This is a genomic window from Clostridium beijerinckii (assembly GCF_018223745.1).
GTDB lineage: Bacteria > Bacillota > Clostridia > Clostridiales > Clostridiaceae > Clostridium > Clostridium beijerinckii.
Genome location: NZ_CP073653.1, coordinates 795,752 through 817,749 on the forward strand (window position 1 = coordinate 795,752; position 21,998 = coordinate 817,749).

19 protein-coding genes are annotated in these 21,998 nt (G+C 30.4%); 12 read left to right on the forward strand and 7 right to left on the reverse strand.

The genetic code is table 11. The features are described from left to right. The first annotated feature begins 204 nt into the window (after positions 1-204). From licT to KEC93_RS03855, 3 genes are all read left to right on the forward strand, one after another. On the forward strand, positions 205-1,044 hold the full coding sequence (gene licT / locus KEC93_RS03845) for a BglG family transcription antiterminator LicT (protein ID WP_077855738.1): 840 nt from the start codon (positions 205-207) through the stop codon (positions 1,042-1,044). Between the two features lie 112 nt (positions 1,045-1,156). Beyond that, positions 1,157-3,007: a beta-glucoside-specific PTS transporter subunit IIABC gene (locus tag KEC93_RS03850; RefSeq protein WP_077855737.1), complete on the forward strand. Its 1,851-nt coding sequence runs from the start codon at positions 1,157-1,159 to the stop codon at positions 3,005-3,007. Between the two features lie 11 nt (positions 3,008-3,018). After that, entirely contained in the window at positions 3,019-3,840 is an 822-nt protein-coding gene (locus tag KEC93_RS03855; RefSeq protein ID WP_077868114.1) for a PHP domain-containing protein, read from the forward strand. A 307-nt stretch (positions 3,841-4,147) separates the two neighbouring features. On the opposite strand, the gene KEC93_RS03860 is transcribed toward KEC93_RS03855, so the two are convergent. Both KEC93_RS03860 and KEC93_RS03865 read right to left on the reverse strand, forming a co-directional pair. Next, the gene (locus KEC93_RS03860; RefSeq protein WP_168983405.1) at positions 4,148-5,023 is read right to left on the reverse strand and encodes an AEC family transporter; all 876 of its coding nucleotides are present in this window, start codon (positions 5,021-5,023) and stop codon (positions 4,148-4,150) included. A gap of 289 nt (positions 5,024-5,312) precedes the next feature. Continuing rightward, on the reverse strand, positions 5,313-6,302 hold the full coding sequence (locus tag KEC93_RS03865) for a carbon-nitrogen hydrolase family protein (protein WP_207652014.1): 990 nt from the start codon (positions 6,300-6,302) through the stop codon (positions 5,313-5,315). 551 nt (positions 6,303-6,853) lie between these two features. On the opposite strand from KEC93_RS03865, the gene KEC93_RS03870 reads away from it, so the two are divergent. From KEC93_RS03870 to ascB, 5 genes are all read left to right on the forward strand, one after another. Then, positions 6,854-7,375, forward strand: coding sequence for a ribonuclease domain-containing protein (locus KEC93_RS03870; RefSeq protein ID WP_039773196.1), 522 nt, complete (start codon positions 6,854-6,856; stop codon positions 7,373-7,375). A gap of 21 nt (positions 7,376-7,396) precedes the next feature. Beyond that, positions 7,397-7,681: a barstar family protein gene (locus KEC93_RS03875; RefSeq protein ID WP_041894170.1), complete on the forward strand. Its 285-nt coding sequence runs from the start codon at positions 7,397-7,399 to the stop codon at positions 7,679-7,681. An 87-nt stretch (positions 7,682-7,768) separates the two neighbouring features. Further along, a complete protein-coding gene (locus KEC93_RS03880) occupies positions 7,769-8,512 on the forward strand; it encodes a MurR/RpiR family transcriptional regulator (protein ID WP_008423332.1) in 744 nt (247 codons plus the stop codon). A 311-nt stretch (positions 8,513-8,823) separates the two neighbouring features. Further along, positions 8,824-10,251 carry a PTS cellobiose/arbutin/salicin transporter subunit IIBC gene (gene ascF, locus KEC93_RS03885; RefSeq protein WP_077868113.1) on the forward strand — a complete coding sequence of 476 codons (1,428 nt, stop codon included), beginning with the start codon at positions 8,824-8,826 and terminating at the stop codon, positions 10,249-10,251. Next, positions 10,244-11,668 (forward strand): 6-phospho-beta-glucosidase, encoded by a 1,425-nt coding sequence (gene ascB / locus KEC93_RS03890; protein ID WP_077868112.1) that lies wholly within the window; start codon positions 10,244-10,246, stop codon positions 11,666-11,668. Before ascF ends, ascB begins: the two co-directional genes overlap by 8 nt. Positions 11,669-11,892: 224 nt before the next feature. Here the strand turns inward: ascB and KEC93_RS03895 are convergent, their stop codons facing one another. Beyond that, positions 11,893-12,795 carry a glycyl-radical enzyme activating protein gene (locus KEC93_RS03895; protein WP_077868111.1) on the reverse strand — a complete coding sequence of 301 codons (903 nt, stop codon included), beginning with the start codon at positions 12,793-12,795 and terminating at the stop codon, positions 11,893-11,895. 324 nt (positions 12,796-13,119) lie between these two features. Between KEC93_RS03895 and KEC93_RS03900 the strand changes: the two genes are divergently transcribed. Beyond that, the gene (locus tag KEC93_RS03900; RefSeq protein ID WP_077868110.1) at positions 13,120-13,872 is read left to right on the forward strand and encodes a DeoR/GlpR family DNA-binding transcription regulator; all 753 of its coding nucleotides are present in this window, start codon (positions 13,120-13,122) and stop codon (positions 13,870-13,872) included. A 378-nt stretch (positions 13,873-14,250) separates the two neighbouring features. Here KEC93_RS03900 and KEC93_RS03905 read toward each other — a convergent pair whose 3' ends face one another. Next, positions 14,251-14,730 (reverse strand): hypothetical protein, encoded by a 480-nt coding sequence (locus KEC93_RS03905; RefSeq protein WP_011968048.1) that lies wholly within the window; start codon positions 14,728-14,730, stop codon positions 14,251-14,253. Next, complete coding sequence (locus KEC93_RS03910; RefSeq protein WP_011968049.1) at positions 14,727-14,936, reverse strand: helix-turn-helix transcriptional regulator; 210 nt, start codon at positions 14,934-14,936, stop codon at positions 14,727-14,729. The genes KEC93_RS03905 and KEC93_RS03910 overlap by 4 nt, the downstream gene beginning before the upstream one ends. 382 nt (positions 14,937-15,318) lie before the next feature. Between KEC93_RS03910 and KEC93_RS03915 the strand changes: the two genes are divergently transcribed. Next, positions 15,319-17,724 (forward strand): glycyl radical protein, encoded by a 2,406-nt coding sequence (locus tag KEC93_RS03915; protein ID WP_077868109.1) that lies wholly within the window; start codon positions 15,319-15,321, stop codon positions 17,722-17,724. Between the two features lie 157 nt (positions 17,725-17,881). On the opposite strand, the gene KEC93_RS03920 is transcribed toward KEC93_RS03915, so the two are convergent. Then, a complete protein-coding gene (locus KEC93_RS03920; RefSeq protein ID WP_077868108.1) occupies positions 17,882-18,325 on the reverse strand; it encodes a MarR family winged helix-turn-helix transcriptional regulator in 444 nt (147 codons plus the stop codon). Between the two features lie 406 nt (positions 18,326-18,731). Continuing rightward, positions 18,732-19,910 carry an MFS transporter gene (locus KEC93_RS03925; protein ID WP_023975745.1) on the reverse strand — a complete coding sequence of 393 codons (1,179 nt, stop codon included), beginning with the start codon at positions 19,908-19,910 and terminating at the stop codon, positions 18,732-18,734. 409 nt (positions 19,911-20,319) lie between these two features. On the opposite strand from KEC93_RS03925, the gene KEC93_RS03930 reads away from it, so the two are divergent. Both KEC93_RS03930 and KEC93_RS03935 read left to right on the forward strand, forming a co-directional pair. After that, the gene (locus KEC93_RS03930; protein WP_023975744.1) at positions 20,320-20,952 is read left to right on the forward strand and encodes a cobalamin B12-binding domain-containing protein; all 633 of its coding nucleotides are present in this window, start codon (positions 20,320-20,322) and stop codon (positions 20,950-20,952) included. Beyond that, a complete protein-coding gene (locus KEC93_RS03935) occupies positions 20,952-21,995 on the forward strand; it encodes a uroporphyrinogen decarboxylase family protein (protein ID WP_077868107.1) in 1,044 nt (347 codons plus the stop codon). The genes KEC93_RS03930 and KEC93_RS03935 overlap by 1 nt, the downstream gene beginning before the upstream one ends. Positions 21,996-21,998: the final 3 nt, after the last annotated feature.

Below are 21,998 nucleotides of genomic sequence, written 5' to 3' on the forward strand. Positions count from 1 at the left end.
TTTTATAAGTATAGATTAGAATTTATTATACAAAAATGATTATAAAATAATTTCTGTAAGCGTTGACAAACATCAACAGAATGTTATAAAATGTACATGTAAGAGATGGATTGTAATAGCACTTAGCTTGCTACACAAAACCTATTTACAGATATTTTGTTATATCTGCAAATAGGTTTTATTTATTTTCAAGGGGGTATTTTAGTGTTAATAAATAAAGTTTTGAATAATAATGCTGTGATAACGAATGATGTTAATGGGAAAGAAGTAATTGTTATGGGGAAAGGAATTGCCTATGGTAGGAAAAATGGTGATATTGTTGATCCAAAGAAAATTACTAAAAAGTTTATTTTGAGTTCAATAGAGTATCCCAATCGTTTGGTTGAGGCATTAAGCAGTATTCCTGTAGAATACATTGAAATTTGCGATGGAATTGTTGAACATGCTAAACAAAAATTATCTACTAAGTTAGATGATTCTTTGTACATCTCTTTGTTGGATCATATTAATACTAGTATTGAACGTTATAAAGAAGGAATTATAATAAATAATAAACTATTATGGGAAATTAAACATTTCTATAAAAATGAATATGAGATTGGCTTATACGGGATTACCCTAATTGAAAAAAATTATAATTTAAAGATGGAGGAAGACGAGGCAGGGTTTATTGCATTACATATTGTCAGTGCTGAAATTAGCAATGATATTCAAGATATATATGAAATAACTGGATTTATTCAAAATATAGTGAATATTGTAAAGTATTATTTCAAATATGATTTTGATACCGAATCACTTGATTATTATCGATTTGTCACTCATTTGAAATTTTTTGGACATCGAGTTTTTTCAAAAAAACTTAATAATAAAGATAATCTTAATAATAATATACTAGAGCTTTTGAAGGAAAAATACGTGGAACAATATTTATGTAGCTTGAAGATAAAGCAGTTTATAGAAGACAAATATTATTATTATCTGGATGATGATGAAATTTTATATCTTACAATTCATATTGCAAAATTAATAAAGGGTAAGTAATTTGTTAGTTATTAAAGGAGGTGATTATAATAATATAAATTTTTTGTGTTAGATAGTAACATTAAGTTGGCTAAACTTTCATTTTATAAAATATGAAATGGAGGAAATTAAAATGAATTATGAAAAGATGTCTAGTGAAATTCTAAAAGCGATTGGTGGGGAAAATAATATTGCATCTGTAGTCCATTGCTCAACAAGATTGAGATTTACGCTTAATGATCAGTCAAAGGCTGATGACGAAAAAGTTAAGGATATTAAAGGTGTGTTGTCTTTAGTAAAAAAGGGCGGTCAATACCAGCTAGTAATAGGAAATGATGTTGATAAAGTTTATAAGGAAATTATGAAATTTACTAAATTTGATTCATCAAATGAAAAGTGTAAAGATAATAATAATAAAGAAAATATTGTTAATAGAATGTTAGCAATAATTACGGGTTCAATTGCACCAATGATTCCATTACTAGCAGGAGCTGGAATGGGAAAAGTATTACTTTTAATTTTAAGTATGTTGGGAATCTTAAGTAAATCAAGTCAAACGTACTATGTGTTGAATTTTATTTTTGATACTGGTTTTTATTTTATGCCAGCATTTGTAGGTTTTTCTGCAGCAAGAATGTTCAATTGTAATCAATATTTAGCAGGATTTATCTGTTTATCAATGCTTCATCCAGAATGGATTTCATTAGTATCAGCAGGAAAAGCAGTATATTTTTTAGGAATACCGTTAGCGTTGGTCAAGTATTCTTCACAATTGGTAACTGCTATTTTAACAGTGTGGATAATGTCTTATGTTGAAAAATATGTTTATAAATATGTTCCAGATATGATTAAAGTTTTTATGGCACCATTATTAGTTATGTTAATTACTGCACCATTAGCATTTATTGTAATTGGACCAGTAGGTAATTTTGTTGCACAATGGGTTGCAGATATTATATTATTTGTCCAACAACATTTTGGATTTGTTGCAATTCCAATTTTAGCAGCTGTATATCCATGGCTAGTATCAATAGGCATGCATAAAGCTTTAAGTCCAATTTGTGTTATGTTAATTGAACAAAATGGTTTTGATCCTGTTACACGTGTTATTGCATTATGTTCTAATATTTCTCAGGCTTCAGCATCACTAGCAGTATCGCTAAAAACAAAAGATAGAGAACTTAAGCAGATAGCTTTTTCATCAAGTGTTACAGCATTTTTGGGAGGAATTACTGAACCAGCAATGTACGGTGTTACTCTTAAGCTTAAAAAGCCAATGTATGCATGTATGATCGGTGGTGCTGCTGGAGGATTATTTGCTGGAATAGTTCAATTAAAAGCTTATATTTATGTAACACCAGGGTTATTAAGCTTACCAATGTGGGTATCTGAAGGTAGCAAGGATCTAGTATATGCTATTATTACCATGATAATCTCTACAGTAGTAACATTTATTGCTACATTGATTATTGGATTTGATGATCCAGTTAAAGATATTAAAGAAGTGGAACATAAAGAAATTCTAAATAAAAGTAATTATGAAAATATATTAGCACCAGTAAAAGGGAAAATTGTTTCTTTAGAAAATGTTGCCGATGAAACTTTTTCTAGTGGTATAATGGGTGCTGGAATTGCTATTATTCCTAGTGAAGGTAAAGTATATTCTCCAGGTGATGGAATAATTAGTGCTTGTTTTCATACTGGTCATGCTATTGGAATAACAATAAATGATATTGAATTATTAATTCATGTAGGTATAGATACTGTATCTTTAGAAGGAAAATACTTCAAATTAATGATTTCTCAAGGTCAAACAGTTAAGAAAGGTGATTTGTTATTGGAATTTGATATTGATAAAATACACGAGGCTGGCTATGATTTAACAACAATGATAATTGTCACTAATAGTAATGACTATATGGAAGTAGTACAAACTGATAAAAGTATAGTTGACAAAGAAGATGTCATATTGACAGTTATTTAGGGAGGTCCAAAATGATATATGCTGATTTACATGTACACACAAATCATAGTGATGGTATTTGCGAAATTGCTCAGGTCATTGCAATGGCAAAAGAGAAAGGAATTCAAGCATTGGCGATTACGGATCATGATACAGTTGATCAATTTGATGAAATCAAGAAGTGTGGAAATAGATTAAATATAGATGTAATTAAGGGAGTTGAAATGAGCTGCTATGATTATGAAGTATTAAAAAAAGTCCATATTATTGGTTTATGGCTTAACGAAGATACACCACATATTAAAAAACTATGTGATGAAACTTTACGATGCCGAGATAATTGTCATCGAGATTTAATTAATGAACTAATACAAAAGGGATATAAGATTACCTATGAAGATGCTAAAAAATATTCTAAATATAGTATTGTCTTTAAAATGAATATTTTTCAAGCTTTAAAAGAGAAATATCCCCATGAGATGACTAAGGAAAGATATCGTGAGCTTTTTGCCTCAAAGACATCCAAAGAAACTGATTCAAAGATGGGCTATATTTCAGTTATGGAAGGTATTAAAGCAATAAAACAAGATGGTGGAATTGCAATAATTGCTCATCCTTGCGAATATAATAATTATGCTGAGATTGAAAAATATGTTGAATATGGATTACAAGGAATTGAAATTAACCATTCAAAGATGAAGATGATTGATTATCAAAAAACATTAGACTTAGCAACTAAACATAATTTAGTTAAAAGTGGTGGCAGTGATTTTCATGATCCTAATTTTATTGAATTTGGTCAATTTGGTTTAACTAAGCAACAGTATGAAGAATTAAAGCATAGATCAAGATAATTTTTAATTATTTCTATGGATTATAGGTAATGAGCACAAGCGTTGTTGATGTGTAATCTATTTTGAATTAAAATATGATACGGTTTTTGGTGGATTTCAAAGGTCACGCTTCGCCTCCACCATGAAACCCACGACAATTTGTCGTGGGTTATTTTAATTTGTGTAATTCATAGCGAAGCTGTAGTTTATTAGCTGATAAAAGTTTAGTAAAGAAGTAGTTAACAAGAAGATTACATCTATATAATGTTTAAAAATATAGACATCTTATAGCATTGTTAGAAGAATCAATTGTATTTATTTTATATTTTTAAAAAATGAGCATTAATAATGGAATGGTTACAAAAGAGAATATTGTGGAGAGAAACATTCCTTTAGTTACCAATTCAACGTTACCATTATAGTCTGAACAAAGCATTGATACATTTCCGGCAGTAGGTAGTCCACATAAAATTACTGTAACACCTATTATTACTGGGTCATTTACGAAATTATGTAATATTATCCATGTTAATAAAGGATACACTAAAATTTTTAGAATAGTATAAATATAAATCTTTTTATCTGTGAAAATGCTAGTAATTTTTACACTAGCTAAGATAGAACCTATTATTATCATAGCTAATGGAGTAGTAATAGATCCTATATTTTTCAATATAATGGTAATAAATTCATTCATAGGTATTTCAAATATAAAAATTAATAATGTGGCCAGAGCTGAAATAATACCTGGATTAAGTAGATTTTTTAATTGAACTTTACTTGAGTTATTCTCCTTTTGTAAAATAGAAACTCCATGTGAAAATAAACTAATATTAAATACCATCATGAAAATTGATACATACAATACATACTTATTGCCATATATACTTGAGATAATAGGAATTCCCATGAAACCTAGATTACTGTAATTTAACATTAATTCATAAGTTCTTTCTAACTTTAAAATTTTTACTATAAGAATACTTATAAATGGAGTTGCTAGAAATATTGATATAGCAACTAATAGTACTTTAAAAGTACTCATTTTGTCTCCGATATTTTGTCCAATAGCAGAACTGAGGATTGTAGCTGGAATTGCAATATTTGTAATAAACTTTGAAAAATATTTATCACTTATATTATCCATAATTTTTGTGATCTTTGCTAAATAGCCTACTGCCATGAGTCCAAATAACAATATCATTTGGGAAATAATCATAATTAAAGTCTTTCCTTTCTAAATTTTGTGCATAAATATTCGTTTCTATATAGTGTTTATCATAAAATAAAAGGCATTCGGATTATTGCCAAACGCTTTTATTTGATTAAATTATAAAATATATATAAGAAAAAACCAAACAGAAAAAAGTTAATGAGGTTCAACTAAATAGTTGATTTGTTACTATGGACTTATCCACTCTATATGTATCAAGATTTAATGTGATAAAAATTGATGGTTTGTCCATACTTGGCTTAAAAATTAAGTAGTGTAGTTAAATCTTTTTAAGTTCTTCATAAGTTATAATTTCGTCGGTGCTGGATCCTAATTTTTTAACAGGAGGTTGTGGATTTTGATTAAAATTCATGCTAAGACTTTTGTTAGAGTAATGTCCTGCTGGATCAATTTGATATTTACATTCTATGATCTTCTCCAAGTCTATATCGGCATAAACAATACCTTCTTGATCTGCTGGAAGTTGATTACTTATAATCTTTCCGTTAGGTCCTATAATACATGCATTTCCGCCGCCAGTAGCAACTAAACTACCATAGGCTTCCCTTTGTGCATCAACAGTACAGATTTTTTCAAGGATTTCCTTAGTATGAATCTGAGTACTCATAATAACAAATGATTGTGTAGCTAATGCATGATATTGACTTGATGCTAAATTTGGAGGTGTTGAAACCAAAGCTTCATCTCCAGGGAAAAATGCTGGCCAAGAACCAACATGAACTTGCTCATTTTGTGAATTCATTGCCATAATGTTTAGTGGTACCCAATGTTCCCAACATTGTAATCCACCTAAATTTCCAATCTCTGTTTTGAAGCAAGGCATCATACTTCCGTCACCTTCGCCCCAAATAAGTCTCTCTCCTCCGGATGGTCTCATCTTACGATGTTTTCCAATTAAATCCCCTTGTGGATTAAACCAAAGTTGTGTGAGATATAAGGAACCACCATCTAATTCATTAACGGAAACACAAACATAAATATTATTTTTTCTAGCTGTTTCGCTCAATTTTTGTACAGCTATGCTAGGAATTTCAACGGAGTTTTTGTAAAGTTCTGCATATAAAGATGATCCAGTACCTGGATCACTTAGCCATACCCACCAAGGGTATCCAGGTATAAAAGCTTCAGGAAATCCAATTAATTTAGCTCCATTTTCTGCAGCCTCAGTAATTATTGAACAAGTTTTTTCAATTGTAGCATCTAAATCAAGATAAACTGGTGCTGCTTGAACTGCGCAGCCACTTTGAATTTAGGATAATTTCTTACCATATTTTAAAACCTCTTTCTTTCTTAAATTTATATAACAGTTTCAGTATATTGAATATAAAATAAAAAAGGCGTCCGGATTATGATATGCTCCCTTTATAGTAGACAGTTAAAATAATAAAACTGTTTCTATAAAGGGGGTATTTTATTTTGGGAGGATTTATATATAAATGCTATGATTTACAGAATGCATAGATGAATAGTAGATTCTATTATTCATGTGTAAAATTATAGAAAAAACAAGAAGTATTAGATATAATAAAAAGAGTAGAATGATACAAAAGAATTTATGGGATGGAGATACACATGGAAAAAGAATATTCAGAATTACTCCCTTTTACGGCTGATACAAATGGGTTTGATAAAGTGCTCATTCCTCTAAATAGGTGTAGTCCACTCGCCTTCACATGATTTGTAGTTAGCTGTTATCCCTACGAATAAAGAATATAAAATAAATTCGCTCAAAGCCAAGAATCAATAAAATTTCATTGCATTTTGTGCATTGAGCGAAGCGCGAAAGGAATGGTTATAAAAATGAAAAAAATATTTATACAGAAGATTTCTGCTGTTTTTATACTTTTACTTATGTTCATAGGTTTATTTGGATGTGCAGCAACAAATAAAACTGCTGCAAATAAGCAGCAGGATAACAATGTGGAAGCTACAAAATCAGAAGATAAAAAGATAGATTCTAGCCAAGATGGGGATTCAAAGAATAAAAAAATTATTAATGATTTTCAAGGCGTTGCAGATTATATACATAAAAATGGAACTTTGCCTGAAAATTTTATAACAAAAGCGCAGGCTAATAAACTTGGATGGAAGCCAGGAGACGATCTTAGCAAAGTAGCCCCTGGTAAAAGCATAGGGGGAGATATTTTTAAGAATGCTGAAAAATCTCTACCAGATGCGCCTAATAGAATTTGGCATGAATGCGATATTAATTATAATGGAGGACATCGTGGGGATGATAGGATTCTTTATTCAAATGATGGATTAATTTACTCTACCTCAGATCATTATAAAACATTCAAATTATTATATAAAGGAAAGTAGTTTTTTAAGGATGTGAATAGCTTGAATAAAGTAGTAATACAAGGCAGTAAGCTTACGGATAGAAATATGTTACACCAAATTTTAAAACAGGAATTAAAGCTTCCTGCTCATTACGGTGAAAACTTAGATGCACTATGGGATTGTCTAACTGCTGATGTTCAATTGCCAGTTACAATTGAATGGGTTGACTTTCAAAAAAGTAAAGACTTATTAGGTGATTATGCTGAAAATACATTAGAAATTTTTAATGAAGCTGAAAAATTTACTGGAGGAAAACTTAAGATAAAAATTATTTCCAACTTTTAATTGACTCAAACTTATATCTATCTTGATTGAAAAAAACGTTATCAATTGATATAATGTAGGCAATAGTCCAATGGAAGGAAGTATTATATGTTCAGTTATAGTCAAATCAAAAGTCTTAATGATTTAGAAATTTCTGTTTATAATTATATTATGGATAATAAAGACAAGGTCCGATATATGAAAATAAGGGAATTAGCAGTTGAATCTCATGTATCAACAACAACCATATTAAATTTCTGCAAAAAAGTAGGTTGTAGTGGTTATTCAGAGTTTAAACTAAAATTTAAATTATTTATAGAAGAAAAAGAAATTAAAAAAGTAAGTGAAGATAATACAGAGATAATTGATTTTTTTAAGAAAACAAATACTGAAGAATATGATGAGAAGATAGAGGAAATTGTAAAAGCTATATTAAAGGCAAAGAGAACTATTTTTATAGGAAGTAGCATGTCAGGAATTGTAGCAAGATATGGAGCAAGATATCTATCAAGTGTTGGGCAATTTAGTTTATGCATTGATGATCCGTATTACCCGACTACAGGTAAGTTTTATGAAAATTCAGTTGTGATAGTATGTTCTGTGTCTGGTGAATCAAAAGATATTATAGGCCATATAAATAGATTTAAAAAAGATAATTGCTGTATTGTTAGTATTACTAACACTGAAAATTGCACTATAGCAAAAATGTCTGATTATAATATCCCATATTATGTGCCATATGTTAAAGTAGGAATATATGATATTACAACTCAAATTCCAATAATCAGTATAATAGAAAGAATTGGAAGGAAACTACAAAATCGTCGAGAAGAATCTATACAAGATGAGTAAATAGCTATGCGCAAAAAATAAGAGTATTTTACATAGGGCTTTATTGATTTGAAGTTTTTAACTCAAGTTGATAAAGCTTATTTTAATTACTTTTTTGTTTGTTAATCACAGTTTTTAAATATATGAAATGTCAAGAATACATTTCGATTTTAATTGCAAAAAAACATTTTGTTTTTTTGCAATAACAAATTATTAAAAAACAGACATGTTTTTTATAATGGTTTACATAGTGACAGAATAAGCTTTTTCAATTAATATTAAGATACATTCAATAGCTATTCGAAAATAATAAATATAAGTGAGGTAATAAAATGGCAAAGGATTATGCATTAATTGCGAAAACGATTGCGAAAAATTTAGGCGGTATCTCAAATATTGAAAGTGTAACTCATTGTATGACTCGTTTAAGAGTTTGTTTAAAGGACGACTCAAAAGTAAATGTAGATGAGATTAAAAAAATTAATGGAGTAATGGGATATGTGAACCAAGGTGGGCAACATCAAGTTATTATTGGAAATAATGTATCTTATGTTTATAAGGAAGTTTTAAAATTAGGAAACTTTGGAGATCAAAGTGACATTGCAAAAGGGATAAAAAAAGAAAAGCTAACTATCAAAAAAGTTGGAACTAATATATTGGATGCATTAGTAAGTACAATGTCACCATTGATACCAGCAATTATTGGTGGTTCAATGGTAAAGTTAGTAGTAATGATGTTATCTATGTTAAAAGTACTACCAGCAGACAGTACTACATATACATTACTAAATGCTATGGGAGATGCAGCGTTTTATTTCCTTCCAATTATGGTGGCAGTATCAGCATCTAAGAAATTTAAAACTAATACTTATTTAGCTATTGCAATAGCAGGACTTATGGTACATCCAGATTTTATGAAACTAATGGTAAGCGCATCAGAAGGTAAGGAAGTAACTTTAGCGTTTATTCCTATTGCATCTGTTAAGTATACGTATACGGTAATACCAGCACTTTGTATGACTTGGATATTATCATATATTGAAAGATTTGTAGATAAGATAACACCAGAAGTAACTAAAAATTTCTTAAAACCAGCGATTATAGTATTGATTGCAGCTCCAATAGCAATTGGACTTATAGGACCTTTAGGTATATGGATTGGTACAGCAATATCAGGTTTAGTTTATTTTGTTCACAGCAAATTAGGATGGGTATCAGTAGCAATAATGGGAGCTTTATGGCCACTACTTGTTATGACTGGCATGCATAGAGTATTTACTCCAACCATATTAACAACTATAGCAGAAACAGGAATGGAAGGAATGGTAATGCCTTCAGAAATAGGTGCTAACCTTTCATTAGGAGGAGCAGCTTTAGCTGTTGCTTTTAAAACTAAAAATAAAGAGTTAAGACAAACTGCAATTGCAGCTGCTTCTTCTGCAATCATTGCAGGAATCACAGAACCATCACTGTATGGAGTAGCATTAAGATTTAAAAGGCCTTTGATAGCATCATTAATTTCAGGTGGTGTATGTGGTGCCGTAGCAGGGATAGCAGGACTCGCAAGTAGATCTATGGCTGCACCAGGTTTATTCACAAGTGTTCAGTTTTTTGATCCACAAAATCCATCAAGCCTTATTTGGATAGTTGGAATAATGATACTGGCAGTCGTATTATCTTTCGTATTAACTCTAATATTTGGATTTGAAGATATTCCAGCAGAAGAAAATATCGAAATAATGGGGGCAGACAATGAGTAAATACAGTTTCCCAGAGGAATTTCTGTGGGGGGGAGCTATTGCAGCAAATCAGGCTGAAGGTGCTTATAGAGAAGATGGAAAAGGTTTAAGTACTGTAGATGTTATACCACATGGAATAAACAGAATGAAAGTGAAATTAGGGTTAGAAGAAGATTTGACTTTGAAGGATAATGAATTTTATCCAAGTCATGAGGCAATTGATTTCTATCATAATTATAAAGAAGATATTGCTTTGATGGCAGAAATGGGATTCAAAGTTTTTAGAACTTCAATCGCATGGACAAGAATCTTTCCTAATGGAGATGATAGCAAACCTAATGAAGCAGGAATTAAATTTTACAAAGATTTATTTTTAGAATGTAAAAAATATAATATGGAACCATTAGTGACATTATGTCACTTTGATGTTCCAATGGAACTGGTTAATAAATATGGATCATGGAAGAGCAGAAAAATGATATCATTTTTTGAAAAGTATGCAAGATGCTGCTTTAAAGAATTTGATGGCTTGGTTAAATACTGGCTGACATTTAATGAAATAAATATATTGATACACAGTCCTTTTTCGGGAGCAGGTATATATTTCAAAGAAGGTGAAAACAAAGAGCAGGTTAAGTATCAGGCAGCTCATCATATGTTAGTAGCAAGTGCTTTAGTAACTAAAATAGCCCATGAACAAAATCCAGAAAATAAAGTTGGATGTATGCTTGCAGGAGGAGATTTTTATCCGTATTCATGTGATCCAAGAGATGTATGGATGGCTCATACAAAGGATAGAGAAAATTTATTTTTCATAGATGTACAGGCTAGAGGTAAGTATCCATCATATTCAAAGAGGGTATTTGCGGAAAAAGAAGTTAGTATTGTAATGGAAGAAAATGATTTAGATATATTAAAAAATACAGTAGACTTTATATCTTTTAGTTATTATTCTTCTAGATGTGCATCTAAGGATATGGAAAATCAAACCGAAGCTAATGTTGTTAAATCCATAAAAAATCCTCATTTAGAAGTTAGTGAATGGGGATGGGCAATTGATCCGTTAGGACTTAGAATAACTATGAATACGCTATATGATAGGTACGAAAAGCCTTTATTTATAGTAGAAAATGGACTAGGTGCTAAAGATACAATAGAAGAGGATGGCTCAATAAATGATGATTACAGGATTGATTATCTTAGACAGCATATCATGGAAATGAAAGAAGCCATGGAAGATGGAGTTGAACTATTAGGATATACATCTTGGGGATGTATAGATTTAGTTTCAGCATCCACTGGAGAGATGAGTAAAAGATATGGATTTGTATATGTAGATAAACAAGATGATGGAACTGGAACTTTAGAGAGAAAAAGAAAAAAATCATTTTATTGGTATAAAAAAGTAATAGAAACAAACGGTGAATGTTTAATATAAGAAATTTAAAGTTTACGCTGCACTGTAACTATAAAGCCCAAGACAATATTTATTAGTATTGTCTTGGGTTATTTTAGTTTATAGATATTAAGAGAATGACATCACTATAAAAAACATATTAAAAAGTAGCAATAGAAAAGTATTTTAGAATTAGTAAAGGTAAATTATATCTAAATGACACAGGCTTTTATTAAAAATATTGATATCATTTTTAATTTTATATCTTAAAAGTAACAATCAAATCCGTTTTTAAGAAATATATTTTTATAATCTAATAAATCTTCTTCATGAAGTTGTTGCGTATTTTGGAAAGTATATGGTTTGTTCAGAAGTTCGTATTTTTTCTGCCCAAATTGATGAAATGGAAGTAAGTTTACTTTCTTAGCATTAACGGACTCAAGTAATTTACAAAATTCTTTAGCATCTTCTAAACTAGAGTTTATGCTCGGAATGACAGGAATACGAATAATGACATCTTTACCGTTATCTATAGCAATTTTCAAATTTTTGATAATTAAATCATTATAAACATTTGTTACTTTAAAATGCTTTTCTCTATCATAGTGTTTTATATCAAATAATAATAAATCTACATCTTGTATAAACTTTGAGAATGTTTTATTTGAAGCATATCCAGTGGTTTCAATGGTTGTGTGTATGTTTCTATTCTTCAATAGTTTTAATAATTCTGATGCAAACTCATGCTGCATTAATACTTCACCACCAGATAAAGTAACGCCACCATTTGATTCTTCATAAAACATTTCATCTTTCATAACTTCATTCATAACATGAGAAAGGGTTAAAAATTCACCTTCTGCTGAAAGAGCTTTATGAGGACAGGAATTTTTACAAGCAAAACAAGAAATACAGTTGTTAGAATCAATTTTTATATGATTATCATTTAAGGAAATAGCATTATTTTGACAAACGTCTATACAATGAAGACATTGTGTGCACTTAGTTTTATCACATATGATTTGTATCTTACTATCTTGAGATTCTGGATTTGAACACCATAGGCAACTTAAGGGACAGCCCTTGAAAAAAACTACAGTTCTGATTCCAGGACCATCGTGTATGCTGTATTTTTGAATATTGAAAATGCAAGCTTTTATATCGTTCATAAAAACACCCCCATATAATAAAAGCAAGATTAGTATTATGATTGAACCGTAATAATTTAAATTTCAATTGATGATTCAATGTTAACATGAAAAAATATAAGTGTAAATAAAAAAGTTTCATTTAAAATAAAAGTGAATTTCATAAGAATAATAATTTGATGTTTAATATTATTTGAAGTAGTATATAATCAATAATAAGCAGAATTGCTTTTATTCGAAATATAAATAGTTCATTTTGTAAGTAGTTTATGATATAATTACCATTGGATTTAGGTATGCCGACTAGTTAGTTTTCGAATCTACCTAAGAGAAGGAGGAGTTTCTATGATAAATAGGTATACAAAGCTTCTTGAAATTGTAAATGAAAACAAGCGTATAGAAGTCAGTAAATTATCAGAGCTTTTAAATGTATCTCAAGTGACTATACGTAAAGATCTTGGTGCATTAGAAGAAAAAGGATTATTGAAGCGTGAACATGGGTATGCTGTTATGACTTCAAGTGATGATATCAATAGCAGATTAGCTTTTAATTATGATATAAAAAGAAAAATAGCACAATTGGCAAGTAAACTTGTAAATGATGGTGAAACAGTTATGATTGAATCGGGCTCATCTTGTGCCTTACTTGCAGAAGAACTCGCATATAATAAAAAGGATATAACAGTAATAACTAATTCTACATTTATTGCAAACTATATTAGAGAAGGAAATGCGAAAGTAGTGTTGCTTGGAGGAGATTATCAGCCGGAATCTCAGGTATCAGTGGGCCCTCTAACAAGAAAGTGCGTTAAAGATTTTTTTGTAGATAAATTGTTTATCGGAACTGATGGTTATAATTCTAAAATAGGGTTTACAGGAAAAAACTTAATGCGTACAGAAACGGTAAAAGCCATGGCTGAAAGTTCTAATAAAATTATAATATTAACAGAATCATCAAAGTTTTCTGAGCGTGGAGTGGTATCTCAATTTAAAGCAGAAGAGATAAGCTATTTATTTACAGATACTAATATTCCTGAAGATGTTTTAGAAAGTTTAAAGAAAGAAAAAGTGGATGTTCAAATGGTAAGTGTAGAATAAGATAAACCAATTGAGATTTAAAGCTATGCGATAACTTGCCGAAAGAGAAGGAGCTCTGTTACTCGGTTGCTAAAAAAGTAATTGTGGATTTCTACCAGTAAAGGTTGCACCCATCCCTGCATGATCCCGAGCCAGCTCGTGACAGGCAAGGTTGGAACAACTTTTACTGAAGAAATGCCTACAATCATTTTTTCGATGCAACGCTACGCAAAAGAGCACCTTCTCTTTCTTGTATGGCATATATTTAAAATTATAAATAATTTGGAAAAATAAGTCAGACATCAAAAGGCTTTTTAATAAGGCTTGTAACTATTTTTAGACATAAATGACCTACAAAATATTTGTGATTTCGGTAAGTCACCATGTAAGTTTTAGTTATCACATTTTATTATTGTAGTATTTAAATGCTATTACATAAGCAATTAAAAAAATGCAAGGTATAAATAAAAGAACTTGAGCTAGTAGTGGATCAAAAAGACCTCCGATTAATGCAGTTGCGTATGACACTATAAGCATTACAATGGCTGCTAATTTAAATGATTTATTTCCAATTTCATGAATTCTTTCATCTGTATTATTTAGACGGCTTTTCTTCAGCTTTATTTCATCATTGAGCAAAAGCCTATTTTTAATCCATAGGATTGAGCTTATTATAATAAGGTCTATACCTGCAGCAGAGAATACTTCATGGATATTTTCACTAGCAGAGGTTTTCATATAAAGTTCTGCACCAAAACCAACTGCTACTGTAATGATTCCGATAATCAAAAGTACAACAATAATCTTCATGCGATATTTTATAACATTTTTATATTCTTCATTAGTTTTGGCTGTATTACCAGCTAAAATTCCTTTCATAAATTCTCATCCTCCTTATCAAAAATAAATATCTCTTCAATAGAAATCTCAAAAAATTGTGCAATTTTGTGTGCCAGTATTAAGGAAGCATTATATCTTCCGTTTTCAAGTGATATAATTGTCTGTCTTGTTACATTTACTGCATCTGCAAGCTCACCTTGAGTTATCTTCTTTTCTTTTCGTAACTCTTGTATTCTAGTCTGCAACTTATCACTACCTTTCAAATAGTATAGTATGCTTTACAATTAAAGTATAGTACGCTTTACATCAAATGTCAAGTGAACTATACATCTGGTTTGAATTATAAATAATGAATTGTGTGCTAGATTTACTTAGAATATCATAGTTGTTTATGTAACGACTTAAACTCAAAACACTTAGTTAGAGAGCATCTAAGAGAAAGTATTTAATAAGATTATTATTTATATAAAGATTCAAGTATAAAATAGATACTTTCGAATGAAATATTATCGTTGACAAAATGCAATCGAAGTATATAATTTAATTATGAAAGAAAATAAAAATAGTTTCAAATGAAAGTGAAAAAGTTTATTATAATATGAAATTGATAATGAGGGGAGAATATTTATGAATCATTTTGGAGAATTAACTGATAGAATGCATAATTTTAGAGAAGAATTATTAAATGCAAAATCTATGGTTAGTGTAGAAAGAGCTAGACTTACTACGGAAAGTTACAAAGAACACGCTGATAAGCCAATGGTATTACGTAGAGCGTTATGTTTAGAAAATATACTGAAAAATATGACTATATTTATTGAAGATAACTCAATAATTGCAGGAAATCAAGCGGAATCAAATCGCTCAGCTCCTATTTTTCCTGAATATGCAATGGATTGGGTTATAGATGAACTTGATGAATTTGAAAAACGTGCAGGTGATATATTTTATATTACTGAAGAAAGTAAGGATGTTTTAAGAGAAATAGCACCTTTTTGGGAGCATAAAACTTTAAAAGACAGAGGTCTTGCAGGGATGCCTGCTGAAAGTAGAATTTTTTATGATCTAGGGATTATAAAAGCAGAGGGTAATATTACTTCTGGGGATGCTCATATAGCGGTAAATTATGAAACTGTATTAAAACTTGGGTTAATTAATTATAAAGAGCGAACAGAAAAGAAATTAAAGGAACTAGACCTTACAGACCATAGGAATCTAAATAAGTCTTATTTTTATAGAGCAATTTTAATTGTACTTGATGCAGTAGCAGCTTTTGCAAAACGTTATGCAGATTTAGCATTAGAATTAGCTGAAAAAGAATCTGATGTAAATAGAAAAGAAGAATTACTTGAAATGTCAAGAATATTAAATAAAGTTCCATATTATCCAGCAGAAACTTTCCATGAAGCAGTTCAATCTTTGTGGATAATTCACTTAGTTTTGCAAATTGAATCAAACGGACATTCACTTTCATATGGAAGAATGGATCAATACTTAAATCCTTTCTATGAAAAAGATTTAAAACTTGGGAAGATTACTGAAGATAGTGCTACTGAATTATTAACAAATTTATGGCTTAAGACATTTACAATAAATAAAATAAGAAGCTGGTCACATACACGTTTTAGCGCAGGTAGTCCACTATATCAAAATGTTACGGTTGGTGGCCAGACTGTAGATAAAAAAGATGCAGTAAATCCATTAAGCTACTTAATTCTAAAGAGTGTTGCTCAGACAAAATTACCACAACCTAACTTAACAGTACGTTATTATAGAGGGTTATCTAATGATTTTATGAAAGAATGCATAGAAGTAGTAAGATTAGGATTCGGAATGCCAGCCTTTAATAGTGATGAAGTTATTATTCCATCATTCATAGAAAAAGGTGTAGATGAAAAAGATGCCTATAACTATAGTGCAATTGGATGTGTTGAAGTAGCGGTTCCGGGTAAATGGGGTTATAGATGTACTGGAATGAGCTTTTTAAATTTCCCTAAATCATTATTAATAGCTTTAAATGATGGAATTGATCCCGAGTCAGGAACTAAGCTTTGCGAGGGTGTAGGTCACTTTAAGGATATGACAACCTTTGATGAGGTTATGAAAGCCTGGGATAAGATAATTCGTGAATTTACAAGACATAGTGTAATAATAGATAGTTGTGCAGACTTAGCAATAGAAGAAGTTACAGCAGATGTATTATGCTCAGCTTTAACTGATGATTGCATTGAAAGAGGTTTAAACTTAAAAGAAGGTGGAGCCGTATATGACTTTATTAGTGATCTTCAAGTAGGTATCGCTAACCTTGGAGATTCTCTTGCAGCAATTAAAAAATGTGTATTTGAAGATAAGAGTTTTACACCAGCACAAGTTTGGGATGCATTGCTTAATAATTTTGAAGGAGAAGATGGTAAAAGAATTCAAGATATATTACTTAATGATGCTCCTAAGTATGGAAATGACGATGATTATATAGATTTATTATTAAGAGAAGCTTATGAAATCTATATTGATGAGATAAAGAAATACAAAAATACTAGATATGGTAGAGGACCAATTGGAGGATGCTATTATGCTGGAACTTCTTCAATTTCAGCTAATGTACCACAAGGAGCAGGAACTTTGGCAACTCCAGATGGAAGAAAGGCTGGAGAGCCTTTAGCTGAAGGGTGTTCACCATCTCATGCAATGGATAAAAATGGTCCTACAGCAGTATTTAAATCAGTTTCAAAATTACCAACACACGATATTACTGGTGGAGTATTATTAAATCAAAAGGTAACACCACAAATGTTATCTAAGGAAAGTGATAGAGAAAAGTTAATTTTATTAATTAGAACTTTCTTTAATCGTTTAGAAGGTTTTCATGTACAATACAATGTAGTATCAAGAGATACTTTACTTGATGCGCAAAAACATCCAGAAGATCATAGAGACCTAATTGTTAGAGTAGCAGGATATAGTGCTTTCTTTAATGTATTATCGAAACAAACTCAAGATGATATAATTGAAAGAACAGAACAAGTTTTATAGTAAAATAATTCTCCCCAAGTGAAATGTTCATCGATATTATTTATGAAACCCACGACCATTTGCATGTGGCTTAAATAGCTGGTTGCAGGTGGTCGTGTTTTTTTGATACTGGCGGCTTAATCTTATATATTTTGTAAAAGATGAAACAATCTATAAATTAATCAATATCAGAATTAATTTTATTTTTTTCTTCAGAAATCGTATGTAGGATTCTTTTTAGAATAATCACTGTTTGTTCTTCTTCTTTCTTAGATAAGTTTTTAGAAAAAATAGCAACTAATTCTAAAAAGGTTGCATCTATTTTAGGTATAACTTTTTTTCCTGCATCCGTTAAATATAACCTATAAATACGCTTATCATTTTCATCTTGAATTCTTTTTACATAATCATTTTCTACTAGATTTTTTACTGCTTTTGCAGTGGTTGATTTACCTACATACAGAAACTCACTTAACTCTTTCTGACTTATACCTTCATTTTTTGAAATCACATATAAAAAATCATGTTGGCCACTTCTAATATTTAAATCTATAAGCTTTGAATTTATTATGCTTTGAGCATTTCTATAAATTGCTGCATTAAGTTTACTAATGTTTTCCATAGTTACTTATCTCCTTTAGATTAGTTTCCTATAAAGTGAAACTTTTCAGGTGGAGTTTTAACTCCAGCTGAATTTAGTTGAACCTATAACCTCAAGGGTCACAATGTACCCTCAAGGGGCACATTGTCCAGAAGCGTGCAGCCGTTATCTCCCGCTTAAAGAAAAGGGAGTGCTACGGATGCTAGCTATCGGATAAAACCATCTTAAATTATATATATAAATAATTATAGTTTCAATGATTTACTAGGATATATATTTTTTGAAATTATGAATTGGTATTTTAAAATATAGATTATATTATTTGGAAAAAGAAAACTCTGCCATTGATAAAACGCAGAGCTAACTTTGTATGTGATTAATATACGTTTTGAGAATTTGTGTTACGTACTAATCCTAAGGTAAAATACTACTTTTTTACTTGTAATTGAGGTTTTCTCTTTCTGCCAATAATGAAATAAAGAATAAATGCTATAATAGCAGCCCCACTTGCCCACAGATACATTTGAGCATATCCAACGTTTGATGAAACTACTCCTAAAATTACTGCGCCTAATCCTATACCACAATCAAATGCAGTGAAAAATGTAGCATTGGCAGCACCTAGACGTGAAGGTGGAACTCCAACCATGGCCATTGTCTGTAAAGTAGATTGAGTTGCACCAAAGCCTATTCCGTAAATAAATGCGGCGATTAAAAACATGCTAATATTTGAAGACTCAGATAACAGCAACATAGATATAATTACACATATAAAACCTGGAATAATTGCATAGTCAAAACCTAATTTATCTATTATTTTACCGAATATTGGTCTAGATATAAATAAGGATATTGCATAGACTGTAAAGAAAATTCCAATGTTCTCTATGCCTTTTTGTGAAGCATAAAGAGGTAAGAAACTGGTTAATGCACCATAAGTTATTGTTACAAAAAATACTATAATAGAAGGATTTATAGATATTTTTTCATACAATGAAGCTTTTATTTTAGTTTGCTCTTTATTTTCAATTTTTTTATATTCTAATTTAAAAGCAATAATACCTCCAAGCACGGCTAGTATAGTAGATGTTAAAAATAGAGCTTGAAAGCTATATTTTGATATCACAAATAGTCCAATTGTAGGAGCTACTGCCATAGCTAAACTACTTGTCAGACTAAAATATCCCATTCCTTCTCCAAAACGATCATTTGGGATATTATCCGAAGCAATTGTATTAGAAGCTGTACTTACTGCCCCCCAGCCAAAGCCATGGATAAACCGTATCATAATAATTGCACTAATAAATGGAACTATTGAATAAGAAAATACTGATATAATAAAAATAAATAATCCAACTAAAAACACCTTTTGTCGGCCTAACTTATCAAGAAGTAATCCAGAGATTGGCCTAATTATTACTGAAGATACTACAAATGCTCCAGTTACTAATCCAATGATAGAGTTTGTCCCTCCGAGTTTTTTAGCATAGAGCGGAAGTGTAGGTAATAACATTTGAAATCCAAAAAATATTAATAGGTTTATTATGTTTATAATAACGAAGTTTTTTGTCCAAAGAACCTTATCTTTTTGTATATCTTTTTCCATAAATGTTCTCTCCTTTGAATATTAGTTTCCTTTGCAACTAATATAACAATAACATAAATTAGTTTCTTGTGCAACTAATTTGATTGATGAATTCAATAAAATTTTTACTCATAACTAATGAGATTTAAGTTGATATTTAAATAGTACCAAAAAGTGGGGATAAGGAATTTAAGTTGTAATTAATAGGAATTTATATGCAAATAATGTTAAAATATAATAATAAAGAGTATAATAGTTTTATTAATAATTCAATTACTCTTTACATAATTGAGTGGAGAATCCACTAAAATTCATATAAAAATTTTAAATTATTTAGACATAAATATTTCTTAACATAAAACTATGGTGTAAAGTAACAAGAAAATATTAAGTGAAATTAAAAAGTTTACTTAATAAAGAAGGGAGCTAAATGATGAATTGGGAGGCGTTTGAAAAGGCTTTGATTAATTACGATAAGTTAGAAGTTAATAAAATTCTTCAACATTTTTTAGCTGAAAAAAATGGGATTGATTTTATTGATGAGTATATAGTTAAGTCCTTGACTTCCATTGGGGAAAAGTGGGAAAGAGGAGAAGTAGCTTTATCACAGATATATATGAGCAGCAGGCTTTGTGAGGAAATTGCAAGTTCTATTTTGGAGGAAAAAAACTTCATAATTAAGAATGCAAAGCCGATCGCAATAGTTACTCTTGAGGACTATCACACTCTCGGAAAGAAAATCGTAAGTGCCGTTGTGAGGTCAAGCGGTTTTGACCTTATAGACTATGGTTCTATAAGTCGACTGGAGGAGATAATAAAGAAAGTTACTGAAGATAGGATAAAAATACTTATGATATCAGTATTAATGTATCCATCTGCTTTAAAAATTAAGAAAATATCTCAAATGCTTCATGAAAAGGATCCTTCAATTAAAATATTAGTTGGGGGGGCACCTTTTTTAATGGACAGCACTCTTTGGGAAGAGGTGGGTGCAGATAAAATGGGAAAAAGTGCAGCCGATAATATTCCTATTATAGAACAATGGATGAAGGAGGATTCTTAATGGAAAAAAGGTATACTTCTATGGAAAGAGTGTTGACAACTATGAGTAAGCATGAACCAGACAAGGTTCCATTGTTTTTAATGTGTACACATTACTGCGCAAAATTTTTAGATGTATCTATTAAAAACTATTTTAGTAAACCTGAAAATGTAGCAAGGGGACAAATGATGCTTCTCAAAAAATTCAACAATGATTGTTTGAATCCATTTTATTCTGCTGCTCATGAGTATGCAGCTTTTGGAAGTGAAGTTATTTTCAATGAAGCAGGACCTCCTAATGCTGGTGAACCAATAATAAAAAACTTTGACGATATTTTAAAATTACAACCACCAGATGTTAAAAATTCAAAAATTCTTAGAAATTGTCTTGAAACAATATCCATACTGAAGGAGGAAGTGGGGATGTCCGTCCCTATTGCTGGGGGTGTGTTATCACCTTTTTCACTTCCTATTCTTCAAATGGGTTTTGATAAATATATTGAACTTATTTATGAAAAACCAGAGTTGTTAGAGCATCTTATAAAAATCAATGAAAGGTTTTGCACTGAATGGGCTAATATGCAATTGGCGGCAGGTGCATCCTTTATAACGACTATAGATTCTATGTCTGTGTCTTCAATTATTCCTAAAAGCATATATTTAAAGACTGGATTTCTTTCTGCAAAGAGAACAATACCCACTATTAAAAGTGATGTAGCCATTGCTACGTCCTCGGCAAGCTCGGCCTCAATACTCGAGGAAATCCTTGAATCTGGAATTAAAGCCATTCTGGTAAGCCATAGTGATGATCTAGCTGAAATAAAGAAAAAAGTTGGTCAAAGAGCTACATTGCTTGGAAATCTAAATGGTATTGAAATGTGCAGATGGACTAGATCTGATGCTGAATATAATGTTAAGGAAGCGATAAAAAAAGCTGGAGTTGGTGGTGGTTTCATCTTGTGCGACAGTTTAGGAGACATTCCTTATCAGGTTAGTGAGGATATTCTTCATGAAATATCAGAGAGTGTAAATAAGTGGGGAAGATATCCGTTAAATTGGAGGTGATTA

Bases quoted from the DNA above. Each gene is read 5' to 3' on its own strand.
- KEC93_RS03905 (WP_011968048.1), bottom strand. From the start codon at position 14,730: ATGAAAGGAATTTTAGCTGGTAATACAGCCAAAACTAATGAAGAATAT.
- KEC93_RS03930 (WP_023975744.1), top strand. From the start codon at position 20,320: ATGATGAATTGGGAGGCGTTTGAAAAGGCTTTGATTAATTACGATAAG.
- KEC93_RS03870 (WP_039773196.1), top strand. From the start codon at position 6,854: ATGAAAAAAATATTTATACAGAAGATTTCTGCTGTTTTTATACTTTTA.
- KEC93_RS03855 (WP_077868114.1), top strand. From the start codon at position 3,019: ATGATATATGCTGATTTACATGTACACACAAATCATAGTGATGGTATT.
- KEC93_RS03915 (WP_077868109.1), top strand. From the start codon at position 15,319: ATGAATCATTTTGGAGAATTAACTGATAGAATGCATAATTTTAGAGAA.
- KEC93_RS03860 (WP_168983405.1), bottom strand. From the start codon at position 5,023: ATGATATTGTTATTTGGACTCATGGCAGTAGGCTATTTAGCAAAGATC.
- KEC93_RS03925 (WP_023975745.1), bottom strand. From the start codon at position 19,910: ATGGAAAAAGATATACAAAAAGATAAGGTTCTTTGGACAAAAAACTTC.
- KEC93_RS03850 (WP_077855737.1), top strand. From the start codon at position 1,157: ATGAATTATGAAAAGATGTCTAGTGAAATTCTAAAAGCGATTGGTGGG.
- ascF (WP_077868113.1), top strand. From the start codon at position 8,824: ATGGCAAAGGATTATGCATTAATTGCGAAAACGATTGCGAAAAATTTA.
- KEC93_RS03900 (WP_077868110.1), top strand. From the start codon at position 13,120: ATGATAAATAGGTATACAAAGCTTCTTGAAATTGTAAATGAAAACAAG.
- KEC93_RS03880 (WP_008423332.1), top strand. From the start codon at position 7,769: ATGTTCAGTTATAGTCAAATCAAAAGTCTTAATGATTTAGAAATTTCT.
- KEC93_RS03895 (WP_077868111.1), bottom strand. From the start codon at position 12,795: ATGAACGATATAAAAGCTTGCATTTTCAATATTCAAAAATACAGCATA.
- KEC93_RS03935 (WP_077868107.1), top strand. From the start codon at position 20,952: ATGGAAAAAAGGTATACTTCTATGGAAAGAGTGTTGACAACTATGAGT.
- ascB (WP_077868112.1), top strand. From the start codon at position 10,244: ATGAGTAAATACAGTTTCCCAGAGGAATTTCTGTGGGGGGGAGCTATT.
- KEC93_RS03920 (WP_077868108.1), bottom strand. From the start codon at position 18,325: ATGGAAAACATTAGTAAACTTAATGCAGCAATTTATAGAAATGCTCAA.